At 61.1% G+C, this 19,673-nt stretch carries 15 protein-coding genes and 1 pseudogene; all 16 read right to left on the bottom strand.

Annotated features, from left to right (window positions below):
• Positions 1-11: 11 nt before the first annotated feature.
• The gene (locus O0882_RS25315; protein ID WP_070290316.1) at positions 12-773 is read right to left on the bottom strand and encodes an ABC transporter permease; all 762 of its coding nucleotides are present in this window, start codon (positions 771-773) and stop codon (positions 12-14) included.
• The gene (locus O0882_RS25310; protein WP_230506485.1) at positions 770-1,687 is read right to left on the bottom strand and encodes an ABC transporter ATP-binding protein; all 918 of its coding nucleotides are present in this window, start codon (positions 1,685-1,687) and stop codon (positions 770-772) included. The genes O0882_RS25315 and O0882_RS25310 overlap by 4 nt, the downstream gene beginning before the upstream one ends.
• 211 nt (positions 1,688-1,898) lie before the next feature.
• A complete protein-coding gene (locus O0882_RS25305; RefSeq protein WP_289952457.1) occupies positions 1,899-2,246 on the bottom strand; it encodes an STAS domain-containing protein in 348 nt (115 codons plus the stop codon).
• 52 nt (positions 2,247-2,298) lie between these two features.
• Complete coding sequence (locus O0882_RS25300; protein ID WP_100874913.1) at positions 2,299-2,934, bottom strand: ABC transporter substrate-binding protein; 636 nt, start codon at positions 2,932-2,934, stop codon at positions 2,299-2,301.
• A gap of 72 nt (positions 2,935-3,006) precedes the next feature.
• Positions 3,007-3,891: a VacJ family lipoprotein gene (locus tag O0882_RS25295; RefSeq protein WP_289952453.1), complete on the bottom strand. Its 885-nt coding sequence runs from the start codon at positions 3,889-3,891 to the stop codon at positions 3,007-3,009.
• The gene (gene mlaD, locus O0882_RS25290; protein ID WP_100874915.1) at positions 3,888-4,358 is read right to left on the bottom strand and encodes an outer membrane lipid asymmetry maintenance protein MlaD; all 471 of its coding nucleotides are present in this window, start codon (positions 4,356-4,358) and stop codon (positions 3,888-3,890) included. The genes O0882_RS25295 and mlaD overlap by 4 nt, the downstream gene beginning before the upstream one ends.
• Positions 4,359-4,437: 79 nt before the next feature.
• Positions 4,438-5,223, bottom strand: coding sequence for a lipid asymmetry maintenance ABC transporter permease subunit MlaE (gene mlaE, locus O0882_RS25285; RefSeq protein WP_101483234.1), 786 nt, complete (start codon positions 5,221-5,223; stop codon positions 4,438-4,440).
• The gene (locus O0882_RS25280) at positions 5,220-6,029 is read right to left on the bottom strand and encodes an ABC transporter ATP-binding protein (protein ID WP_289952450.1); all 810 of its coding nucleotides are present in this window, start codon (positions 6,027-6,029) and stop codon (positions 5,220-5,222) included. The genes mlaE and O0882_RS25280 overlap by 4 nt, the downstream gene beginning before the upstream one ends.
• Positions 6,030-6,288: 259 nt before the next feature.
• Complete coding sequence (locus O0882_RS25275; RefSeq protein ID WP_289952449.1) at positions 6,289-7,752, bottom strand: glutamate synthase subunit beta; 1,464 nt, start codon at positions 7,750-7,752, stop codon at positions 6,289-6,291.
• 69 nt (positions 7,753-7,821) lie between these two features.
• On the bottom strand, positions 7,822-12,522 hold the full coding sequence (locus O0882_RS25270; RefSeq protein ID WP_289952447.1) for a glutamate synthase-related protein: 4,701 nt from the start codon (positions 12,520-12,522) through the stop codon (positions 7,822-7,824).
• A gap of 194 nt (positions 12,523-12,716) precedes the next feature.
• Complete coding sequence (locus tag O0882_RS25265) at positions 12,717-13,424, bottom strand: transposase (protein WP_289952446.1); 708 nt, start codon at positions 13,422-13,424, stop codon at positions 12,717-12,719.
• Between the two features lie 155 nt (positions 13,425-13,579).
• Positions 13,580-14,260: a response regulator transcription factor gene (locus O0882_RS25260; RefSeq protein ID WP_099761503.1), complete on the bottom strand. Its 681-nt coding sequence runs from the start codon at positions 14,258-14,260 to the stop codon at positions 13,580-13,582.
• Between the two features lie 137 nt (positions 14,261-14,397).
• A complete protein-coding gene (locus O0882_RS25255; protein WP_289952445.1) occupies positions 14,398-15,528 on the bottom strand; it encodes an ATP-binding protein in 1,131 nt (376 codons plus the stop codon).
• A 49-nt stretch (positions 15,529-15,577) separates the two neighbouring features.
• Positions 15,578-18,682, bottom strand: a complete 3,105-nt coding sequence (locus O0882_RS25250; protein WP_289952444.1) for a DEAD/DEAH box helicase — start codon at positions 18,680-18,682, stop codon at positions 15,578-15,580.
• Between the two features lie 210 nt (positions 18,683-18,892).
• Positions 18,893-19,384, bottom strand: coding sequence for a YbjN domain-containing protein (locus O0882_RS25245; protein ID WP_289952443.1), 492 nt, complete (start codon positions 19,382-19,384; stop codon positions 18,893-18,895).
• A 27-nt stretch (positions 19,385-19,411) separates the two neighbouring features.
• A pseudogene (locus O0882_RS25240) lies at positions 19,412-19,673 on the bottom strand (hypothetical protein); the annotation flags it as partial.

Raw genomic sequence — 19,673 nt, 5'->3', positions numbered from 1 at the left:
ATGTGCCGCAATTAGTGACGCAAACGATAACCGCTTTTCAGCAGGCGGATCGATGCCAGCGCCAGGATCACGAGGAAGCCGGCGACGATGGAAAGACTGAGCCACGGGCTGACGTCGGACACGCCGAAGAAGCCGTAGCGGAAGCCGTCGATCATGTAAAAGAAGGGGTTCAGGTGCGATACCGTCTGCCAGAACGGCGGCAGTGAGTGGATCGAATAGAACACGCCCGACAAAAAGGTGGCCGGCATGATCAGGAAGTTCTGGAAGGCGGCCAACTGGTCGAATTTCTCGGCCCAGATGCCGGCGATCAGGCCCATGGTGCCCAGCATGGCGGCGCCCAGGAAGGCGAAGATGACGATCCACAGCGGTGCGACAAACGACAGGTCGGCGAACCAGCAAGTGATGGCAAACACGCCAAAGCCCACGGCCAGGCCGCGCGCGACGGAAGCGAGTACATACGCCGAGAAGATTTCCCAGTGCGACAGGGGCGTGAGCAGCACGAACACCAGGTTGCCCGTGATCTTCGACTGGATCAGCGAGGACGAGGAATTGGCAAACGCGTTTTGCAGCACACTCATCATCACCAGGCCGGGAATCAAAAAGGCCGTGTAGCTGACGCCGGGGCTCGGCTCCACGCGGCCATCCAACACATGGCCGAACACCAGCAGGTACAGCATCGACGTGAGCACGGGCGCGGCCACGGTTTGCGTCGCCACTTTCCAGAAGCGCAGTGTCTCTTTGTAGACGAGGGTGCGAAATCCTGTCGAAATCATACGGTACCTTTATCCATGATCTGCAAGAAGATATCTTCCAGGTCGGCTTGTTGCAATTGCATTTCGTCGATTTCGACGCCCGCTTCGCGCAAGCGGGCGAGGATTTTCTCGACTTCGCTGTACTCGTTGACGCGCAGGCTGAACTTGTTCGGCGCCTGCTGTTCTTCCGGGTGCAGCACCAGGTGCCGCAGGTCGGCCGGCAGGCTGCCGTTTTTGAGGTGTACCTGCAGCTGCGAGCCGGCGATGCGGCGGATCAGGGCCGACATGGTATCGAGCGCCACCACCTTGCCGGTTTTCAGCATGGCGACGCGCTGGCACATGGCTTGCGCCTCTTCCAGGTAGTGGGTGGTCAGGACGACCGTGTGGCCGCCTTCGCGGTTCAGGCGCGAGATGAACTTCCACAGGGTCTGGCGCAGTTCCACGTCGACGCCGGCCGTCGGCTCATCGAGCACGATGACGGGCGGCTTGTGCACCAGCGCCTGGGCGACGAGCACGCGGCGCTTCATGCCGCCGGACAGGGCGCGCATATTCGTGTCGGCCTTGCCGGTCAGGTCGAGGTTTTCCATGACCTCGTCGATCCACTTGTCGTTGTTCGGCAGGCCGAAATAGCCGGACTGCAGGCGCAGGGTTTCGCGCACGGTGAAAAACGGGTCGAACACCAGCTCCTGCGGCACCACGCCCAGGTTGCGGCGCGCATTGCGGAAGTCCTTGACCACATCGTGGCCATGGATCTTGACGGTGCCCGCGTCGGGGCGTATCAGGCCGGCGATGATGGAAATGAGGGTGGTCTTGCCGGCGCCGTTCGGGCCGAGCAGGCCGAAAAATTCGCCTTCCTCGATGGCCAGCGACACGCCGCCCAGCGCCTTGAGCGATTTATAGCTCTTTTCTACATTCGTGATTTGAATTGCGGTCATGTGCTTGTTTCAAGTGTAATGCGTCTGGTGTGATGCGCCAGTTGCCGGGGACATCCAGGCCGGCTGGCCGGTGCAGGGCGCCCCCTTCAGACGAGGACGGCGCAACAGTCAATTATAGTTGGAAAATTCGTGGAACACTTGGAGATCAATCCGGCGACGCTGCTGGCCTGCCGGCTTGAAAGCTACTGCTGATGCGGGGAGTGGGACAGGATCAATGATGATGCAGGTCGGACGGGCTGCGTTCGGCGTGGCCGTCGGCGCTGCCGCAGTCGTCGGCGCTCAGTGTGCTCGAGACGAGCGAGCAGACGCCATACAGCTTGGTGAGGTTTTTCAGGTTGTTCGGCAGGTTTTTCAGCTCCAGCACGCCGCCCGCATCCTGCGCGGCGCGCTGCCACGTCAGCATGACGGAAACGGCGGCCGAATCGACGGCCTTGACGTTGCGCAAGTCGAACTTGGTCTGACCCGAGCGGATGGCATCCAGACCTTGCTCCAATGCCAAAGTGGCATTGTGCACGGTCAGGGAAGTCAGGGATTGCAAGGTGTCGAGAGAGTCGGGCATGGCGTCGGGCTGCGCTGGTCTGGAGCTGGTTCAGGAGCTATATGATAGCCGATTATTTGGCTTTGACGGTCGGACGGCTGGCCAGGGCCTTGTTTTTTGCCTGCAAGGTCTTGATCAGGCCATCGATGCCGCCCTTGCTGATCTCGCTGGCGAAGCTGCTTTTATACGTTTCCACCAGCCACGCGCCCAGCACGTTGATGTCATAGATCTTCCAGCCGGACGGGGTTTTCGCCACGCGGTAGTTCAGGGGCACGGGTTCGCCGCGCGCCACGTTGACCTGCGAGCGCACTTCCACTTCCGTGTCGCTCGGGTCGGCGCGCATCGGTTTGAATTCCACGGTTTCGTTCTTGATCTGCGACAGGGCGCCCGAATACGTGTAGATCAGCAAGGTGCGAAATTCCGCGGACAGCTGCTTTTGCTGGTCCGGCGTGGCGTCGCGCCAGAAGCGGCCGGCGGCCAGGGCCGTCATGCGCTGGAAATCCACGTACGGCAAGATCTTGCTTTCCACCAATTCGGTGACGCGCTTGATATCGCCCGCCTGGATCGCCTTGTCGGCCTTGGCCGTGTCGATCACGTCCTGGCTAATGCGTTTGACCAACACGTCCGGCGCTTCCGTCGCGGGAGCGGCCTGGGCGGCGGTGGCAAAGGCGATGGTGGCCATCGCCAGCAGTTGTTTCATCAATTTCATGGTTCTACCTTTCATGGTGTTGCTATGCACCGGCTGGCGTCGATCGCAGCCGTGGTGTTTCTGTACCGGAGTTTACTCCTGGGGCCTGGCCTCGGCGGCCACGGTATTGCTACCAGATGTTACGAGGTCCGCAGGCGCAACGTCGGCCGCAGCGGTGGCAGGTGGGGCTTCCACAGGGGCCGCCTGGGGTTTCGTATCGTAGCCCGGCTCATAATCGCTGCTGTCGTTTTTTGGCACTTTGCGGTCGCGGCGGTCCGTATCGCCATCGAAAACCTTGCTTTCGCGCGCCTGCAGGAAGCCGTCGCGGATGAATTCATAGCGGTCCAGCGCGGCCGCTTCCATCAGGTTGGTCGCGTCGAGCAGCGCGGCGCGCTTGTCGACGACGCGCGTCACCGTACCGATATTGCGCACCGAGACAGGGTCCTTGTAGCGCCATGGGTCACCCGTGATATCGAGCGGCAGGGCCACCGTGTCGCGCACGGTCGATGGGCCCAGCAGCGGCAGCATCACGTACGGACCAGGCTGGATGCCATACCAGCCCAGGGTCTGGCCAAAGTCTTCATTATGCTTCGGAATGCCCGCCTGCGAGGCGATGTCGATCAGGCCGAAGATGCCGAAGGTCGAGTTCATGCTGACGCGCACGACATCTTGCAAGCCCGCTTCCCCCTTGCCTTGCAGCAAGTTGTTCACGGCGCTCCACACATCGGACAAGTTGCCGAAAAAGTTGCCCACGCCCGTTTGCACGAACGATGGCGTGACCGTCTTGTAGGCCGTGGCGACCGGTTTCAGGGCCACCTGGTCGACGGTGTCGTTGAACTTGAACATGGCGCGGTTATACCCTTCCAGCGGGTCGCGCGGATTGGTGCCGGTTGCGCAAGCGCTCACGCTGGCGGCGATGGCCAGGGCCAGGCCGATACGCGCCAGGCTGCCTTGGGATTGTTTGGTCGACTCGCTCATTTGCTGTCCTTTCCTTCCGCTGCCTTGCTGTAGATGAACTGATTGATCAGGTCTTCCAGCACTGTGGCCGATTGAGTACGGGCAATCTTGTCGCCCTCTGCCAGGTTCGCCAGATCACCGCCTGCTTCCAGGCCGATATACTGCTCACCCAGCAAACCGGCCGTCAAAATCTTGGCCGAGCTGTCTTTCGGAAATTTGTAGCCATCTTCGATGTCGAGTTTCACCAGCGCCTGGTACGTCTTGTCGTCAAAGCGGATCTCCGCCACGCGCCCCACCACCACGCCAGCGCCCTTGACGGGCGCCTGCGGCTTGAGACCGCCAATATTGTCGAACTTGGCACTAATGGTATACGTCTTGCTGAAAGACAGCGAGCTCATATTGCCGGCCTTGAGCGCCAGAAACATCAATGCCGCCACACCCAGCAAGACGAACAAGCCGACCCAGACATCTATAGATTTACGTTGCATAAACAATCCTAAATTATTTTTACTTGCTGCCGCCTGCGCAACATCCTGCCCAGGCCCGCTGTTGTTCGCTGATCGGCAATTACTTGCTAAACATCAACGCCGTCATCATGAAATCGAGCCACCACACCATCAACGACGAAATCACCACCGTGCGCGTGGTGGCACCGGAGACGTCTTCCGGCGTCGGCTGTGCCTGGTAACCCTGGAACAGTGCGATGAACGTCACCGCGATGCCGAAGACCATGCTTTTCACATAGGTACCATTGGCGATATCTTTCCAGACATTCACACCGCCCTGCATCTGCGACCAGAACGAGCCTTCATCGACGCCGATCAGCACCACGCCCACCAGGTAACTGCCGATGACGCCGACGGCCGTGAAAATGCCACCCAGGATAGGCATGGCGATCACGCCGGCCCAGAAACGGGGCGCCAGCACGCGCTGGATCGGATTGACGGCCATCATTTCCATGGCCGACAACTGCTCGCCCGCCTTCATCAGGCCGATTTCCGCCGTCAGCGAGGTGCCGGCGCGGCCCGCGAACAGCAGCGCCGTGACGACCGGCCCCAGTTCACGCATCAAGGATAGCGCCACCAACTGCCCCAGCGACTGCGTCGCGCCAAAGGTGCTCAGTGTGTAATACCCTTGCAAACCCAGCACCATGCCGACGAACAGGCCGGACACGGCGATAATCAGCACCGACCGGCTGCCGATGTAAAACAATTGCTCGATGAGCAAGTGTGGACGACGCCACAGGCCCCCCGAGGAGGCGATGATGAGAAAGAACGAACGCACGGCAAAGCCGAGGTCTTGTACCGAGTTGCGCAACCATGCTCCGATCGCCGCCAGGAAACGCGCGATCATCGGCCCGCTCCCGCGTGCAAGCCCAGGTCATCAGCCAGCGACTTGCCCGGATAGTGGAACGGTACGGGGCCATCGGCCTCGGCATTGACGAACTGCTTGACGTACGGATGCGTCGACACGGCCATCTGGGCTGGCGTGCCGTGCGCCACGATCTTGCCCGATGATAGAAAATACACATAATCAGCGATGGCGAAACACTCCTTCACGTCGTGCGATACCAGGATAGACGTGGAACCCAGCGCATCGTTCAGATTGCGGATCAAATTGGCCGTCACGCCCATGGAAATCGGATCCAGGCCGGCGAACGGCTCGTCATACATGATCAGTTCGGGGTCGAGCGCGATGGCGCGCGCCAGCGCGACGCGGCGGCCCATGCCGCCCGAGATTTCGGCTGGCTTCAATTGCGCCGCGTTGCGCAGCCCCACGGCGTGCAGCTTCATCAGCACCAGGGTGCGGATCAGCTCTTCATTCAGGTCCGTGTGTTCGCGCAGGGGAAACGCCACGTTCTCGAACGCCGTCAAGTCCGTAAACAGGGCGCCGTGCTGGAACAGCATGCCCATCTTGCGGCGCAACTGATATAACTGGTCGGTTTTGAGCGTATGCACGATCTGGCCGTCGATATTCACGGAACCGGAACTGGGGCGCAACTGCCCGCCGATCAGGCGCAATACGGTCGTCTTGCCACTGCCGGAGCCACCCATGACGGCCACAACTTTTCCACGTGGGAAATCCATTTGAAGGCCCGATAAAATCGAACGTTCTCCATAGGCAAAGTGTAAATCACGGATCTCAACAAGATTTGGCACGACGAAGCTCGCTATTTTAATGGCGTATTGTAGTGCAGAAACGCCAACCTCTGCTGAGCCCCCCCTTGGGACAGCCCCGGAAAGGGGAAGAATACAACACTAATGAATCGAAAGTCAGATATTGTAGTGGAAATTTGACCTGTGCATCGTGCCCCTCTCCGATGGCGTTCACGGCTGTCGAGGTGATCAGTCAAAATAAGAAAGGCCACGTCGCAATCCGCGCGTGGCCCTGTCAAAAAAACGAACAATTGCTCGTTAATTAGCGTGGCAGCAGGGATGCCCCCATCAGGAACTCATCGACGGCGCGCGCGCACTGGCGCCCTTCGCGGATGGCCCAGACCACCAGCGACTGGCCACGGCGCATGTCGCCGGCCGCAAACACCTTGGCCACCGAAGTCTGGTAGCAACCGGTGCCGTCCGTGCTGGCCTTGACGTTGCCGCGCGCATCCGTATCGACACCGAACGCTTCCAGCACTTGTTGCACAGGGGAAATAAAACCCATGGCCAGGAAGACCAGGTCGGCCTTCATCTCGAATTCCGAGTTCGGCACTTCGCTCATCTTGCCGTCTTTCCACTCCACGCGGCAGGCGATCAGCTTTTCCACCTTGCCGCCCTTGCCTTCGAAACGCTTGGTGGCCACGGCCCAGTCGCGCTCGCAGCCTTCCTCGTGCGAGGACGAGGTGCGTAGCTTGGTCGGCCAGTATGGCCACACCAGTGGCTTGTTTTCCTGTTCCGGCGGCTGCGGCATCAGTTCGAACTGGGCCACCGAGGCGGCGCCATGGCGGTTCGAGGTCCCCACGCAATCGGAGCCCGTGTCGCCGCCGCCAATCACCACCACGTGCTTGCCCGTCGCCTTGATCTGGTCCTTGAGCTTGTCGCCCGCGTTGACCTTGTTTTGCAGCGGCAGGAAATCCATGGCGAAGTGCACGCCTTTCAGTTCGCGACCCGGCACGGGCAAGTCACGTGGCTGCTCGGCGCCGCCGGCCATGATGACGGCGTCAAATTCTTTTTCCAGGTCTTCCGGGAAAATGGTTTCCTTGGCCCAGTTGTTCACATGGGCAGGGAAATCCTTGCCGACCAGCACGCTGGTGCGGAAGACCACGCCTTCGGCTTCCATTTGTTTGACACGCAAGTCGATGTGCGATTTTTCCATCTTGAAGTCAGGGATGCCATAACGCAACAAACCACCGACCCGGTCGCTCTTTTCAAACACGGTGACGGCATGGCCGGCGCGCGCCAGCTGCTGCGCCGCCGCCAGGCCGGCAGGACCGGAACCGACGATGGCCACTTTCTTGCCAGTACTGAAAGGGGCCGGCTGCGGCGTGACCCAGCCGTGCTCCCAGCCCATGTCGATGATTTTATGCTCGATCGACTTGATACCGACCGGATCTTCGTGGATGCCCAGGGTGCAAGCCGATTCGCACGGCGCCGGGCAGATGCGGCCCGTAAATTCCGGGAAGTTGTTGGTCGAATGCAAGATGTCGAGCGCTTCGCGGTAAGCGCCGCGGTACACCAGGTCATTCCAGTCAGGAATGATGTTATTCACGGGACAACCCGTGGTGCAGAAGGGAATGCCGCAATCCATGCAGCGCGCGCCTTGCACGGTGGCTTGCGCATCCGACAGGTGCAGCACGAATTCCTTGTAGTTCTTCAGGCGCGCGGCAGGCTCCAGATAGTGCTCGTCCTGGCGCTTGAATTCCATGAAGCCGGTAATTTTACCCACGATAGTTCCTTTGTATTTTTAGCTGGCGGGAACGGCGCGGCCGCTCCCTTCACATTCATCTCGGCTGGCTCAGGCGGCGACGGCTTGTACTTCCATGGCGGCATCGGCAGCCATTTCAATCAGCGCGCGCTTGTATTCGTTCGGGAAGACTTTCACGAACTTGCCGCGCGCCGCGGCCCAATCGTCCAGCAGGACGCGGGCGCGGGTGCTGCCCGTGTGCTTGAAGTGACGCTCGATCAGGCGCTTGAGGATGACCTCGTCGGCTTCCGGCACGCCGTCGCGGTGCTGGGTATGCCAGGCATCGCGGTCGAGATGCTGTTCCGCTGCCGAGACGACCTTGTCCAGGCTGACCATGGCCGTGTTGCACTTGCTGGCAAAGTCACCCAGCGGGTCATACACATAGGCGATGCCGCCCGACATGCCGGCCGCGAAGTTGCGTCCCGTGTTGCCCAGCACCACCACCGTACCGCCCGTCATGTATTCGCAGCCATGGTCGCCCAGGCCCTCGACCACCGTGGTGGCGCCCGAGTTGCGCACGGCAAAGCGTTCGCCGGCCACGCCATTGAAGAAGGCTTCACCGGCAATCGCGCCGTACAGCACCGTGTTGCCGATGATGATGTTGTCCACGGCCCAGCCACGGAATTCCGTATTCGGCCGCACGATGATGCGCCCGCCGGATAAGCCTTTACCGACGTAATCGTTGCCCTCGCCCACCAGGTCGATCGTGATGCCGTGCGCCAGGAAGGCGCAGGCCGACTGGCCCGCCGTGCCCTGCAATTGAATGTGGATGGTGTCGTCCGGCAAGCCGGCGTGGCCATACTTCTTCGCCACTTCGCCGGACAGCATGGTGCCCACCGTGCGATTGACGTTGCGCACCGGCGAGATGAAGGAGACGCGTTCGCCCTTTTCCAGCGCCGCGCGCGCTTGCGCGATCAGCTTGTGGTCCAGTGCTTTCTCCAGCGCATGGTCCTGGAATTCCACGTGGCGGCAGGCTTGGCCGCTTGGTGTTTCCGGCTTGTAGAAGATGGCCGAGAAGTCCAGGCCCTGCGCCTTCCAGTGCGAAATCGCCTTCGATTTATCCAGCAAATCGACGCGGCCGATCAGTTCGTCATACGTGCGGATACCCAGCTGCGCCATCAATTGACGGGCTTCTTCGGCAACGAAGAAGAAGTAATTGACGACATACTCGGGCTTGCCGGAAAACTTGGCGCGCAGGACGGGGTCTTGCGTGGCCACGCCCACCGGACAAGTGTTCAAATGGCATTTGCGCATCATGATGCAGCCTTCGACCACCAGCGGCGCCGTGGCGAAGCCGATCTCGTCAGCGCCCAGCAAGGCGGCGATGACCACGTCGCGGCCCGTCTTCATCTGGCCATCGGCCTGTACGCGGATGCGGCTGCGCAAGCCATTCAAGACCAGCGTTTGTTGCGTTTCCGCCAGACCCAGCTCCCATGGCGTACCCGCATGTTTCACGGACGACAGAGGCGAGGCGCCCGTGCCGCCGTCGTGGCCGGCGACCACCACATGGTCGGCTTTCGCCTTGGTGACGCCGGCGGCGACCGTGCCGATGCCTACTTCCGACACCAGTTTCACGGAAATCGAGGCGCGCGGATTGGCGTTTTTCAAGTCATGGATCAGCTGCGCCAAGTCTTCGATCGAATAGATATCGTGGTGCGGCGGCGGCGAAATCAGGCCCACGCCTGGCACGGAAAAGCGCAGGCTGGCGATGTATTCGGACACTTTATGGCCCGGCAACTGGCCGCCTTCGCCCGGTTTCGCGCCCTGCGCCATCTTGATCTGGATCTGGTCGGCCGAGTTCAGGTAGGCGGCCGTGACGCCGAAACGTCCCGACGCCACCTGCTTGATGCGCGAGCGCATGGAATCGCCTTCCTGCAGCGGAATATCGACGACGATCTGCTCGGCGCCCACGATGGAAGCCATGGTGTCGCCCTGGCGGATCGGGATGCCCTTCAATTCCTGCGTGTAGCGGTTCGGATCTTCGCCGCCCTCACCCGTGTTCGACTTGCCGCCGATGCGGTTCATGGCCACTGCCAGGGTCGCGTGCGCTTCCGTGCTGATGGAGCCGAGCGACATGGCGCCGGTGGCGAAACGCTTGACGATTTCCTTGGCCGGTTCCACTTCGTCGAGCGGGATCGCCTTGGTCGGATCGAGCTTGAACTCGAACAGGCCGCGCAGGGTCAGGTGGCGACGGCTCTGGTCGTTGATGATTTGCGCGTACTCTTTATAGCTGGAGAAATTGTTGCTGCGCGTGGAATGCTGCAACTTCGCAATCGCATCCGGCGTCCACATGTGGTCTTCGCCACGCACGCGGAATGCGTATTCGCCACCTGCGTCGAGCTTATCCATCAGCACGGGATCGTTGCCGAAGGCCAGCGCATGCAGGCGCAGCGCTTCTTCCGCCACTTCAAACACGCCGATGCCTTCCACGTTCGAGGCCGTGCCCTTGAAGTACTTGTCCACCAGCGACTTGTTCAAGCCGATGGCTTCAAAGATTTGCGCGCCGCAGTACGACATGTACGTCGAAATGCCCATCTTCGACATGACCTTCATCAAGCCTTTGCCGACGGCCTTGGTGTAGTTATAGATGGCTTTCTCGGCCGACAAATCGCCGGGCAAGCCGTGCGCCATCTCGGCCAGGGTTTCCATGGCCAGGTACGGGTGGACGGCTTCCGCGCCATAGCCTGCCAGCAAGGCGAAGTGATGCGTTTCGCGGGCCGAGCCCGTTTCCACGACGAGGCCGGTGGAGGCGCGCAAGCCCTTGCTCACCAGGTGCTGGTGCACGGTCGAGGTGGCCAGCAGCGCGGGGATCGCCACCTGGTCGGCGCAAATGGCGCGGTCCGAGACGATCAGGATGTTGTGGCCCGACTTGACGGCGTCGACGGCTTCCGCACACAGCGAGGCCAGGCACGCTTCCACGCCTTCCTTGCCCCAGGCCAGCGGGTAGCAGATGTCCAGCTCATACGACTTGAACTTGCCGCCCGTGTGGGCGCTGATGTTGCGCAAACGCGCCATGTCGTCAAAACCCAGCACGGGCTGCGCCACTTCCAGGCGCATCGGCGGGTTGACGTTGTTAGTATCGAGCAAGTTCGGTTTCGGGCCGATGAACGACACCAGCGACATCACCATCGCTTCGCGGATCGGGTCGATCGGCGGGTTCGTCACTTGCGCGAACAATTGCTTGAAGTAGTTATACAGCGGTTTCAATTTGTTCGACATGACGGCCAGCGGCGAGTCATTGCCCATCGAACCCGTCGCTTCTTCGCCAGCCACGGCCATCGGCGCCATGAGGAATTTCAAGTCTTCCTGCGTGTAGCCGAACGCCTGCTGGCGGTCCAGCAACGATGGCTGCTCTTTTTCGCCCTGCGCGCGGTCTTGCTTGGCTTGTCCTTCGGCCATCTTGATCTCGTCGAGCTTGATGCGCACCGAGTTGATCCACGCTTTATACGGCTTGGCGTTGGCGTAGGTGTTTTTCAGTTCCTGGTCGTCGATGATGCGGCCCGCTTCCAGGTCGATCAGGAACATTTTGCCAGGCTGCAAGCGCCATTTCTGGATGATTTTCGATTCCGGGATCGGCAGCACGCCCGATTCCGACGCCATCACCACCAGGTCGTCATCCGTGACGATATAACGGGCCGGACGCAAGCCATTGCGGTCCAGGGTGCCGCCGATATGGCGGCCATCCGTAAACGCCATGGCGGCGGGGCCGTCCCACGGTTCCATCATGGCCGCGTGATACTCATAGAAGGCACGGCGGTTGTCATCCATCGTCGTGTGGTTTTCCCACGCTTCCGGAATCATCATCATCATCGCCTGGGCGATCGGATAACCGGCCATCAACAGCAGTTCCAGCGCATTGTCGAAACACGCCGTGTCGGACTGGCCTTCATAGATCAGCGGAAACAGCTTTTGCAAGTCGTCGCCCAGCACGGCCGACTTCATCACGCCTTCGCGCGCGCGCATCCAGTTGAAGTTGCCTTTTACCGTGTTGATCTCGCCATTGTGCGCGATCAAACGGTAGGGGTGGGCCAGCGGCCATTCGGGGAAGGTATTCGTCGAGAAACGCTGGTGCACCAGGGCCAGGGCCGAGATGCAGCGCGCATCCTGCAAGTCCTTGTAGTACACGCCCACCTGGTCAGCCAACAGCAAGCCCTTGTACACAATCGTGCGCGCCGACATCGATGGCACGAAGAATTCCTTGCCGTGCAGCAGTTTCAAGGCCTGGATGGCGTGGCCCGACGATTTGCGGATCACATACAGTTTGCGCTCGAGCGCGTCGGTGACCATGATGTCCGGGCCGCGGCCGATGAAGATCTGGCGGATCACCGGTTCCTTGGCGCGCACGGTGGGCGACATCGGCATGTCCGTATCGATGGGCACGTTGCGCCAGCCCAGTACGACTTGTCCCTCGATGCGCACGGCGCGTTCGATTTCCTGTTCGCAGGCGATGCGCGACGCGTGTTCCTTCGGCAGGAAGACCATGCCCACGCCGTATTCGCCAGGCGGCGGCAATTCCACGCCCTGCTTGGCCATTTCTTCGCGGTAGTACTGGTCAGGAATCTGGATCAGGATGCCGGCGCCATCGCCCATCAGCGCATCGGCGCCCACGGCGCCCCGGTGATCGAGGTTTTTCAGAATCAGCAAACCCTGTTCGACGATCGAATGGGTCTTGTTGCCCTTGATATGGGCGACGAAACCGACGCCGCAGGCATCGTGTTCATTGGCTGGGTCGTACAGGCCTTGCGCTTTCATGGGCTTCTCCGCTGCATATGAGTATCGAAAAACTAGAGTAGTGCAACGCAACAAAAAACTCAACTAGAACAATTAGGGTCGGAGTCGAATTAAATTCAATTTTGAAGCTCTAAAAATTTAATAGGGACATAGTCGAACCAATTTCAATAAAACGTCAGAAAGAAACCATTTTTTGTTTTAAATGCGAATGCTTTTCAATTGGCGTCCGACTCGGCCATGATTTTGCGGGGACGGCCCCGCTTGGCAGGCAGCACTTGCCGCTGCATTTTCTGCTCCAGCGCCTGCTTGAAAGCGTCGGAACCCAGCGGCCAGCCCTTCAGTACAGCCTGTTCCACCACCTTGACCTGGCTGCTGCCCAGGCCTTGCTCGACCAGGCGCAGATACGCGGCCTCGCGGTCGAACGGTGTATTGCCCAGCGCCCAGTACAGCGCATGATCGGTGATGAGAGGATCGGGGCGCACACCGGCATGGTGGGCATAGCTGGACCACGCATGGTCCAGCGCCTGGGCCGCCAGGCCCGTTTGCACGGGCACGCATTCCAGGTAGCGGCAGCAAGTCAGGAAGAAATTGTCGGCATCGATGACGGCCGTTTTGTAGCGTCCCTGCCACAAAGCACCTTCGCGGCCGTATTTTTGGTTGAAATACGGCACGTAATAGCGTCCCAGCCACTGCATCAGCTGCCCCAGACCTGTCGCATCGGCCGGCGTGGCCAACAAATGTAGCTGATCAGGCAATAAAACGTAGGCGTGGATGGCCACCTTGAACATTTTCGCGCCCGTTTTCAGCCAGGACAAGAATTGCGCGTAGTCGGACGCGTCCTGGAACACCGGCTGGCGGTTGCTGCCGCGCTGGATCACGTAATGGGGCAATGCTGGAATGATGAGGCGGGGCAAACGGGCCATGGCAAAGTCATAAAATGAAGGCTAAGACCTTGATTTTACACACTTCTGAATACAAGACGCGACTCTGACCCTGTTTTATTGAAAATATGAAAAAAAACGATGGACTCTGTCCCTTTTATGCCGCCGCCCGCTTGCGGGCGGTCCAATAGGGACGATCAGGACAGATTAAAGCTGGCTGACAGGCTGTAGCCTTCGCCATACGCACTACGCAGCGGCAAGTCCTGGCCCAGGCCCGTCTTGGCTTTCTTGCGCAGGCGGTACACGAGCATGTCGACCCGGCGGCCCGCATCGGGATCTTCGCCGCCCATGCCGGCCACGATGACGTCGCGCGGCACGGGACGGGTGTTGATGGTCAGCAAGTGCAGGAAGTTGAATTCTTTTTCCGTCAGGGCGATGACAGCGCCCATCAGCTCAAGTTGGCGTGCGCTTACTTTCAAGGTCCACTTGCCTGGTTCCGGCACGGGATCTTGCGGCCCCACGCGGCGGTCGAGCGCCTCGATGTGGGCGGCCAGTTCGGGAAATTTGATCGGCTTGGTCAGATAGTGGTCGGCGCCCAGGCGCAAGCCCAGGATGCGGCTGTCGAAAGCGACACGCCCCGTCAGCACCAGCACGCCGATTTGCGGATACAGCTGGCGCATGCGAGGGATGACATTGAAGCCGTCCTCGTCAGGCAAGCCCAGGTCCAGCACCACCACGCCGACATTGCCATGGCTCAACGCCGTCCACATCCCGCCAGCGGAGCTGGTGATATGGACTTCATGTTCGAGCTCAACGAGAAACTCCGCCATGTCTTCGGCGTACTCCAGATTGTCTTCGACGATCAGTATTTTCGTCATTGCAACGCCATTCTTCCGTTAGTGAGCTACCGTGGGCAAACCATGCCATTCACTTCTGCACCATGATGGACGGCACAATAGGTTTACGTCAAGGAATTATCACGGTTGCCTTCAGCGGAAGCAAGGCTTTTCCTTGTCTAGACAGGAAGCGGCAGCCAAATGCGGAAAAGCGCCCCGCCTTCGGGCAGATTATGCCCTTGCAAACTCCCTCCATGCACCTCGACAACGGCGCGGGCCATGTACAGGCCCAGGCCCGCACCCGGATGCGTGGCATAACTTCCACGGCTTCCTTTATCGAACAGCTGCGCCAGTTCTTCTTCCCGCAAGCCGGGCCCCGCATCGCGCACGCACAGGGCCACGCCTCCCTCGGGCACCAGCCTGGCCGACACGCTGATGCTGCTCCCCGGCGGGCTGAACTTGACGGCATTGTCCAGCAAGATTTTCAGGCACAGGGCCATGCCGGGCACGTCGCAGCGCAGCCTGGCCGGCAAGTCCTCGTCCAGTTCCAGCTGCACGGTGTGGCTGGCCGGTACGGTGGCGGCCGCCTGCTGCAGCAAGGCCTGCGGCGCGATGCCGTCGGCGGCCCGCTCGCGGCCAAGCGCCGCCATGCGCTCGGGCGACAGATAATCGTCGATCATGCCCAGCAGGCGGTCGACGGCCGTCTGGATTTTCACGTAGCGCTTGCGCGTGGCCTCGTCGGCGTCTTTCGACGTCGAGACCAGGCGCTGGATGGCGCCGTCGATGGTGGCCAGCGGCGTGCGAAATTCATGCGACAGCATCGAGGCGAAGCGCTTTTGCTCCTTTTCCCGCTCAGCTTCCTGTGCCTGAACAGCGCTGACGTCGCGCACCGTGCCGACCAGCGTGACGCCGCGCCCCATCGCCGCCGCAGGCACGATGGTCGAGCTGATTTCCAGCGCCAATAGATGCCCGTCGGCATGCGGCAGTTCCACTTCGCGCAGCAGGGACAAACGGCTGGCGTCGCCAGCGCGCCAGCGCTGCAAGCGGGCCGGCAGATCCGCCGCCAGACGCGCCGCGTGGCTCTGCAAGGCGGGCAAGTCATGGCCCGTCAGGCGCTGCGCGGCGGGGCTGATGTAGAGTAATTCGAGGGTAGTGGCGTCGAGCAGGAAGGCCGCATCGCGGCCGTGTTCGGCCAGCAGGCGGAACTGCGCTTCGCCCGCCCGCGCGCGCAACAGGGCGCGGCGCAACTGGACGAAACGCAGCGCCATCAGGATGGCGCCGGCAAGCAGCAGGAAGAGAAAGGGCAGCATGCTTTATACCTGGCAAGAAAGAAGCGCCAAGTATAAGCGTGCGGCAGCGTTAATCTTCCAGTGGAGCGAAAATCTGCTGCAAGTCTTCCTGCGTGAGCGCCATCTTCTGCGCTTCGCCTTCGGCCAGGATCGATTGCGCCAGCTCCGATTTCTTTTGCTGCAGCAGCTGGATTTTTTCTTCCAGCGTGCCCTTGGCGATCAGTTTATACACGAACACGGGCTTGTCCTGGCCGATGCGCCAGGCGCGGTCGGTGGCCTGGTTTTCCGCCGCCGGATTCCACCACGGATCGTAGTGAATGACCGTGTCGGCCGCCGTCAGGTTCAAGCCCACGCCACCCGCCTTCAGGCTGATCAGGAAGATGGGCACGGCGCCTTGCTGGAAGGCCGCCACTTGCGCGCCCCGGTCCTTCGTCTCGCCCGTCAGCAAGGCGTAGGGAATGTCGCGCGATTCGAGCTCTTCCTCGATCAGTTCCAGCATGCTGGTAAATTGCGAGAAGACGAGGATCTTGCGCCCTTCGTCGAGCAAGTCTTCCACCATCTGCATCAAGTCGAGCAGCTTGGCCGAACCGGCCGACTGCTTCTTCGCCGGCAAGGATTTGACGAGGCGCGGGTCGCAGCACACTTGCCGCAGTTTCAGCAGTGCTTCGAGGATGACGATCTGGCTGCGCGCCACGCCCTTCTTGTCGATTTCTTCGCGCACTTTTTGATCCATCGCCAGACGCACGGTTTCATACAAGTCGCGTTGCGGCCCCGTCAATTCCACCTTGCGCACCATTTCCGTTTTCGGCGGCAGTTCCTTGGCCACATTGTCCTTCGTGCGACGCAGCAGGAAGGGTTTGATGCGGCGGTTCAGCAGCATGCGGCGCAGCGGATCGTCCTGGCGCTCGATCGGATGGCGAAACTGGGTATTGAAGGTCTTCTCGTCGCCCAGCAAGCCCGGCAGCAGGAAGTGGAATTGCGACCACAATTCGCCCAGGTGATTTTCCAGCGGCGTGCCGGACAAACACAGGCGGTGGCGCGCGCGCAGCAGGCCCGCGCTTTGCGCCGCCTTGCTGCGCGTATTCTTGATGTAGTGCGATTCGTCGAGGATGACCAGGTGAAAATCGTGCTCGCGCAAGGTTTCCTCGTCGCGCGGCAACAGCGCGTAGGTGGTCAGCACCAAGTCGCATTGGTCGATCTGGTCGAATTGCTGGGCGCGATCCTTGCCTTGCAGCAGCAACACTTTCAGGCTGGGCGCGAACTTGGCCGCCTCGTCCTGCCAGTTGCCCATCAAACTCGTCGGTGCAATCACGAGAGCCGGATGCGTGAGGCGTCCCGCTTCCTTTTCCACCAGGATATGCGCCAGGGTTTGCACGGTTTTACCGAGACCCATGTCATCGGCCAAAATACCGGCCAGGTCATGGTCGCGCAGGAATTGCATCCACGCCAGGCCATCGGCCTGGTAATCGCGCAGCGTCGCTTGCAGCCCGGCTGGCGCCGCTACTTTTTGCACGGAACCGAACTGGCTCAGCTTGCGGCCCATGGCGCGCAACTGCTCGCCGCCCGTCCAGCGCAGTTCCAGGCCCCGCGCCAGCTCTTCCAGGCGCGCCGCATCGAGGGTCGACATGCGCACCGCATGTTTGATCTTGTCGCTGAAGTACAGTTCCCCCAGCGTGTTCAGGATCGGGCGCACACGGCCCCAGGGCAGCGCGACGCGCGTGCCGTCCGGCAAGGTCGCCAGCATCTGGTCATCATCGGCATGCGCTTCGATGACTTTCGGGTTGAAATCGTTGGGCGCGTTGCGGATCAGCTGCACCAGCACGGGCAGCAGCGGCACTCTTTCCTGGTTGACGACGATGCCCAGTTCCAGCTCGAACCAGGCGTTGCCGCTGTCCGGGTCCTGGTCGTCGATTTCCGCGTACCAGTCGCCCACATCGCTCACGTCGTAGCGGTACTTGGCCGTCTTTTCCACGATCCAGCCCTGCTTCCGCAAGGCGTCGATGCCGGACTCGGCAAAACGCAGCCATTCCGCCTGCGAAGGCAGTTGCAAGGCGCCCTTCAAGCCGCTCAAGGGGGCGGAGCCCGGCTTCTTGAATTGCAGCTCGGCCAGGGTGGCCAGCGCGCGCGCTTCATCGAGCGTATTTCGCTGAATAATTTCCGTCACCTCGCCCACTTGCCGCACCACGCGCTGCGACGGGTCGAACGAGACTCTTTCACCATCGTAGTCGTAGGACAGCACGGCGAAGTCGCTCCAGCGCTGCGCGCTGCCATCGGCCAGCAGGGCGCTGTCGAGCAGCAAGACCGGTTGCGCCGGCACGTCCTTGCGCAAGCGCTGCGGCAACGGTTGCGGCAGCGGCATCAAATGCTGCAAGCCCTGCGCCAGCAGCAGTTGCGACACGCGCACCTTGTCGTTCGCATTCAACGGCGGCGCCTGTGCCACCAGCGCTTGCAAATCGGCGAGGGAAATGTCGGAGCCGCCCTGATTCAGTTCCAGCACGCCGCACGACAGATTGTCGATGTACCACGGCGGATCGGTGGGCAGCATGTAGTCGATCTGGTCGGCGCCATGGTGCTTCGCGCCTTCCGGCGGGTCCACTTGCCAGCCCAGGCGCATGGTCTTGCCTTCGTCGCGCCAGAACAGGCGCGCGGGACGCACGGGACCTTCTTTCAACGGGTACACGAGGCCATTGCCGACATCAGCCCAGGAATTGGCCCACAACAGTTTATCTTGCTCGGCCAGCATTTTCAGCAGGGCCGCGCCCACCTTGCCCTTCGGTTCCGTGGCGCTGCCCGTCTGCGAATTCTGCCCGCTGCGCATGGCCACGAAGAAACGCACGAGGTCTTCGTCGGCCGGTGTCAGGAATGTGGGAGGCGCCGACAGCAGCGAAAAGATTTCGCTGATGGGAGAAGCGGCCGCCACGTCGCCATTCGGCCGCAGCCGCGCCTTGTACAGGCACAGGGCCACGTGGCGGCCACCGCTGGTGGGCGCCAGCACGTAGATCAATCGATGCTGGTTGAGTTTGGGGTCTGGTTCGGCAATGCTCAGCACGGCCTTCGGATGGGCGGCAGCCTCCACCCGCTGCAGCCAGGTGGCCACGGCATACGGCAAAGGCGCTCCCGGCGCGCTGGCCGGGGCAACTGGGGTTTCACTGGTTTCGTCGCGGGTAAAATCCATGGGGCGCATTTTTGTGTAAAGGTCGTATCCAAATCGGCAACAGGCAATATTATCCGCCATACAGGCCTTGCTGGCTTGATTCACACACGCTCTTTGAACAGTTTTAATGCGCGATGCCTAAAAAATAAGTATTTAATACGACACTTGGGGCCCGCAAGCGGCAAAAGTGGCCCGTCACCGGCCATCTTCGCCGCCCGTGGACGGCTCTTGTCAGGCCGGCACAGTTTCTTCTTCTGCCACGCTGGCGGCCTCGACTACCGGTGCCGTGCTCGTATCGACTGGCGTAAAGTTGCGCAAAAACAAGAAGAACTGGCCCATCATCTGCGTCCACAGTTGCAGATTGATATTCAGGTATTCGCGGCTGACGCCACCGGCGACCAGCACATCCATTTCCAGCACGACGAAATCGCCATGCTGAGCCACGCGGGCAAAACGCTTGCTGCGGTGCCATTCGGCCAGCAAGCCGGCCGGCAAATCGCCGCCCTGCACGCGCAGCGGGCAGCTCAGTGTCAGGTCCGCGTACTGGCCAGGCGATGCTTCATTGCCCCACAGCACTTGAAAGCCGATGCCATGGCTGGCACTGTGCAGGCGTACGACGCCGTCGTGTTCGATGCTCGTCACGGCGCAGCCGGCCGCCTTGATGGCCTCGGCCGTTTGCTCCGCATTCAGGGTGGTCAGCAAGTTATTGGTGGTGTTTTCCATCATCATTCCATTCATTTCAAAATAAAATTATTGGGGTGCCGGCGCGGGAGCGGCCGGCGTTTCTGTCTGACGCGCATCGAAGCGGCCCTGGTACAGCTGGTCGCCATATTGCTGGGCGATTTGTTCCAGCTTGACTCTGCTTTGCGCGGCGAACGGCTGGCGCGCCTGCATGACGCCCAGCACGTCCAGGCCTTCATACGCTTGCAGGATTTCCTGTCCGGCCGCATACAGCTGGGCATTCTTGCTCTCGCAGCGCGCCAGGGCGCCGCGCTGCGCCGTCACTTCGCCG

Origin of the sequence: Janthinobacterium sp. SUN073, from assembly GCF_030397665.1 — a bacterium.
Classification (GTDB): domain Bacteria; phylum Pseudomonadota; class Gammaproteobacteria; order Burkholderiales; family Burkholderiaceae_D; genus Janthinobacterium.
This window is presented reverse-complemented; position numbering and strand designations above follow the sequence as displayed.

What these genes read in the sequence shown, in the direction of transcription:
- O0882_RS25315 (WP_070290316.1), bottom strand. Translation starts at nt 773, where the DNA reads ATGATTTCGACAGGATTTCGCACCCTCGTCTACAAAGAGACACTGCGC.
- O0882_RS25310 (WP_230506485.1), bottom strand. Translation starts at nt 1,687, where the DNA reads ATGACCGCAATTCAAATCACGAATGTAGAAAAGAGCTATAAATCGCTC.
- O0882_RS25305 (WP_289952457.1), bottom strand. Translation starts at nt 2,246, where the DNA reads ATGCCCGACTCTCTCGACACCTTGCAATCCCTGACTTCCCTGACCGTG.
- O0882_RS25300 (WP_100874913.1), bottom strand. Translation starts at nt 2,934, where the DNA reads ATGAAATTGATGAAACAACTGCTGGCGATGGCCACCATCGCCTTTGCC.
- O0882_RS25295 (WP_289952453.1), bottom strand. Translation starts at nt 3,891, where the DNA reads ATGAGCGAGTCGACCAAACAATCCCAAGGCAGCCTGGCGCGTATCGGC.
- mlaD (WP_100874915.1), bottom strand. Translation starts at nt 4,358, where the DNA reads ATGCAACGTAAATCTATAGATGTCTGGGTCGGCTTGTTCGTCTTGCTG.
- mlaE (WP_101483234.1), bottom strand. Translation starts at nt 5,223, where the DNA reads ATGATCGCGCGTTTCCTGGCGGCGATCGGAGCATGGTTGCGCAACTCG.
- O0882_RS25270 (WP_289952447.1), bottom strand. Translation starts at nt 12,522, where the DNA reads ATGAAAGCGCAAGGCCTGTACGACCCAGCCAATGAACACGATGCCTGC.
- O0882_RS25265 (WP_289952446.1), bottom strand. Translation starts at nt 13,424, where the DNA reads ATGGCCCGTTTGCCCCGCCTCATCATTCCAGCATTGCCCCATTACGTG.
- O0882_RS25260 (WP_099761503.1), bottom strand. Translation starts at nt 14,260, where the DNA reads ATGACGAAAATACTGATCGTCGAAGACAATCTGGAGTACGCCGAAGAC.
- O0882_RS25255 (WP_289952445.1), bottom strand. Translation starts at nt 15,528, where the DNA reads ATGCTGCCCTTTCTCTTCCTGCTGCTTGCCGGCGCCATCCTGATGGCG.
- O0882_RS25250 (WP_289952444.1), bottom strand. Translation starts at nt 18,682, where the DNA reads ATGGATTTTACCCGCGACGAAACCAGTGAAACCCCAGTTGCCCCGGCC.
- O0882_RS25245 (WP_289952443.1), bottom strand. Translation starts at nt 19,384, where the DNA reads ATGGAAAACACCACCAATAACTTGCTGACCACCCTGAATGCGGAGCAA.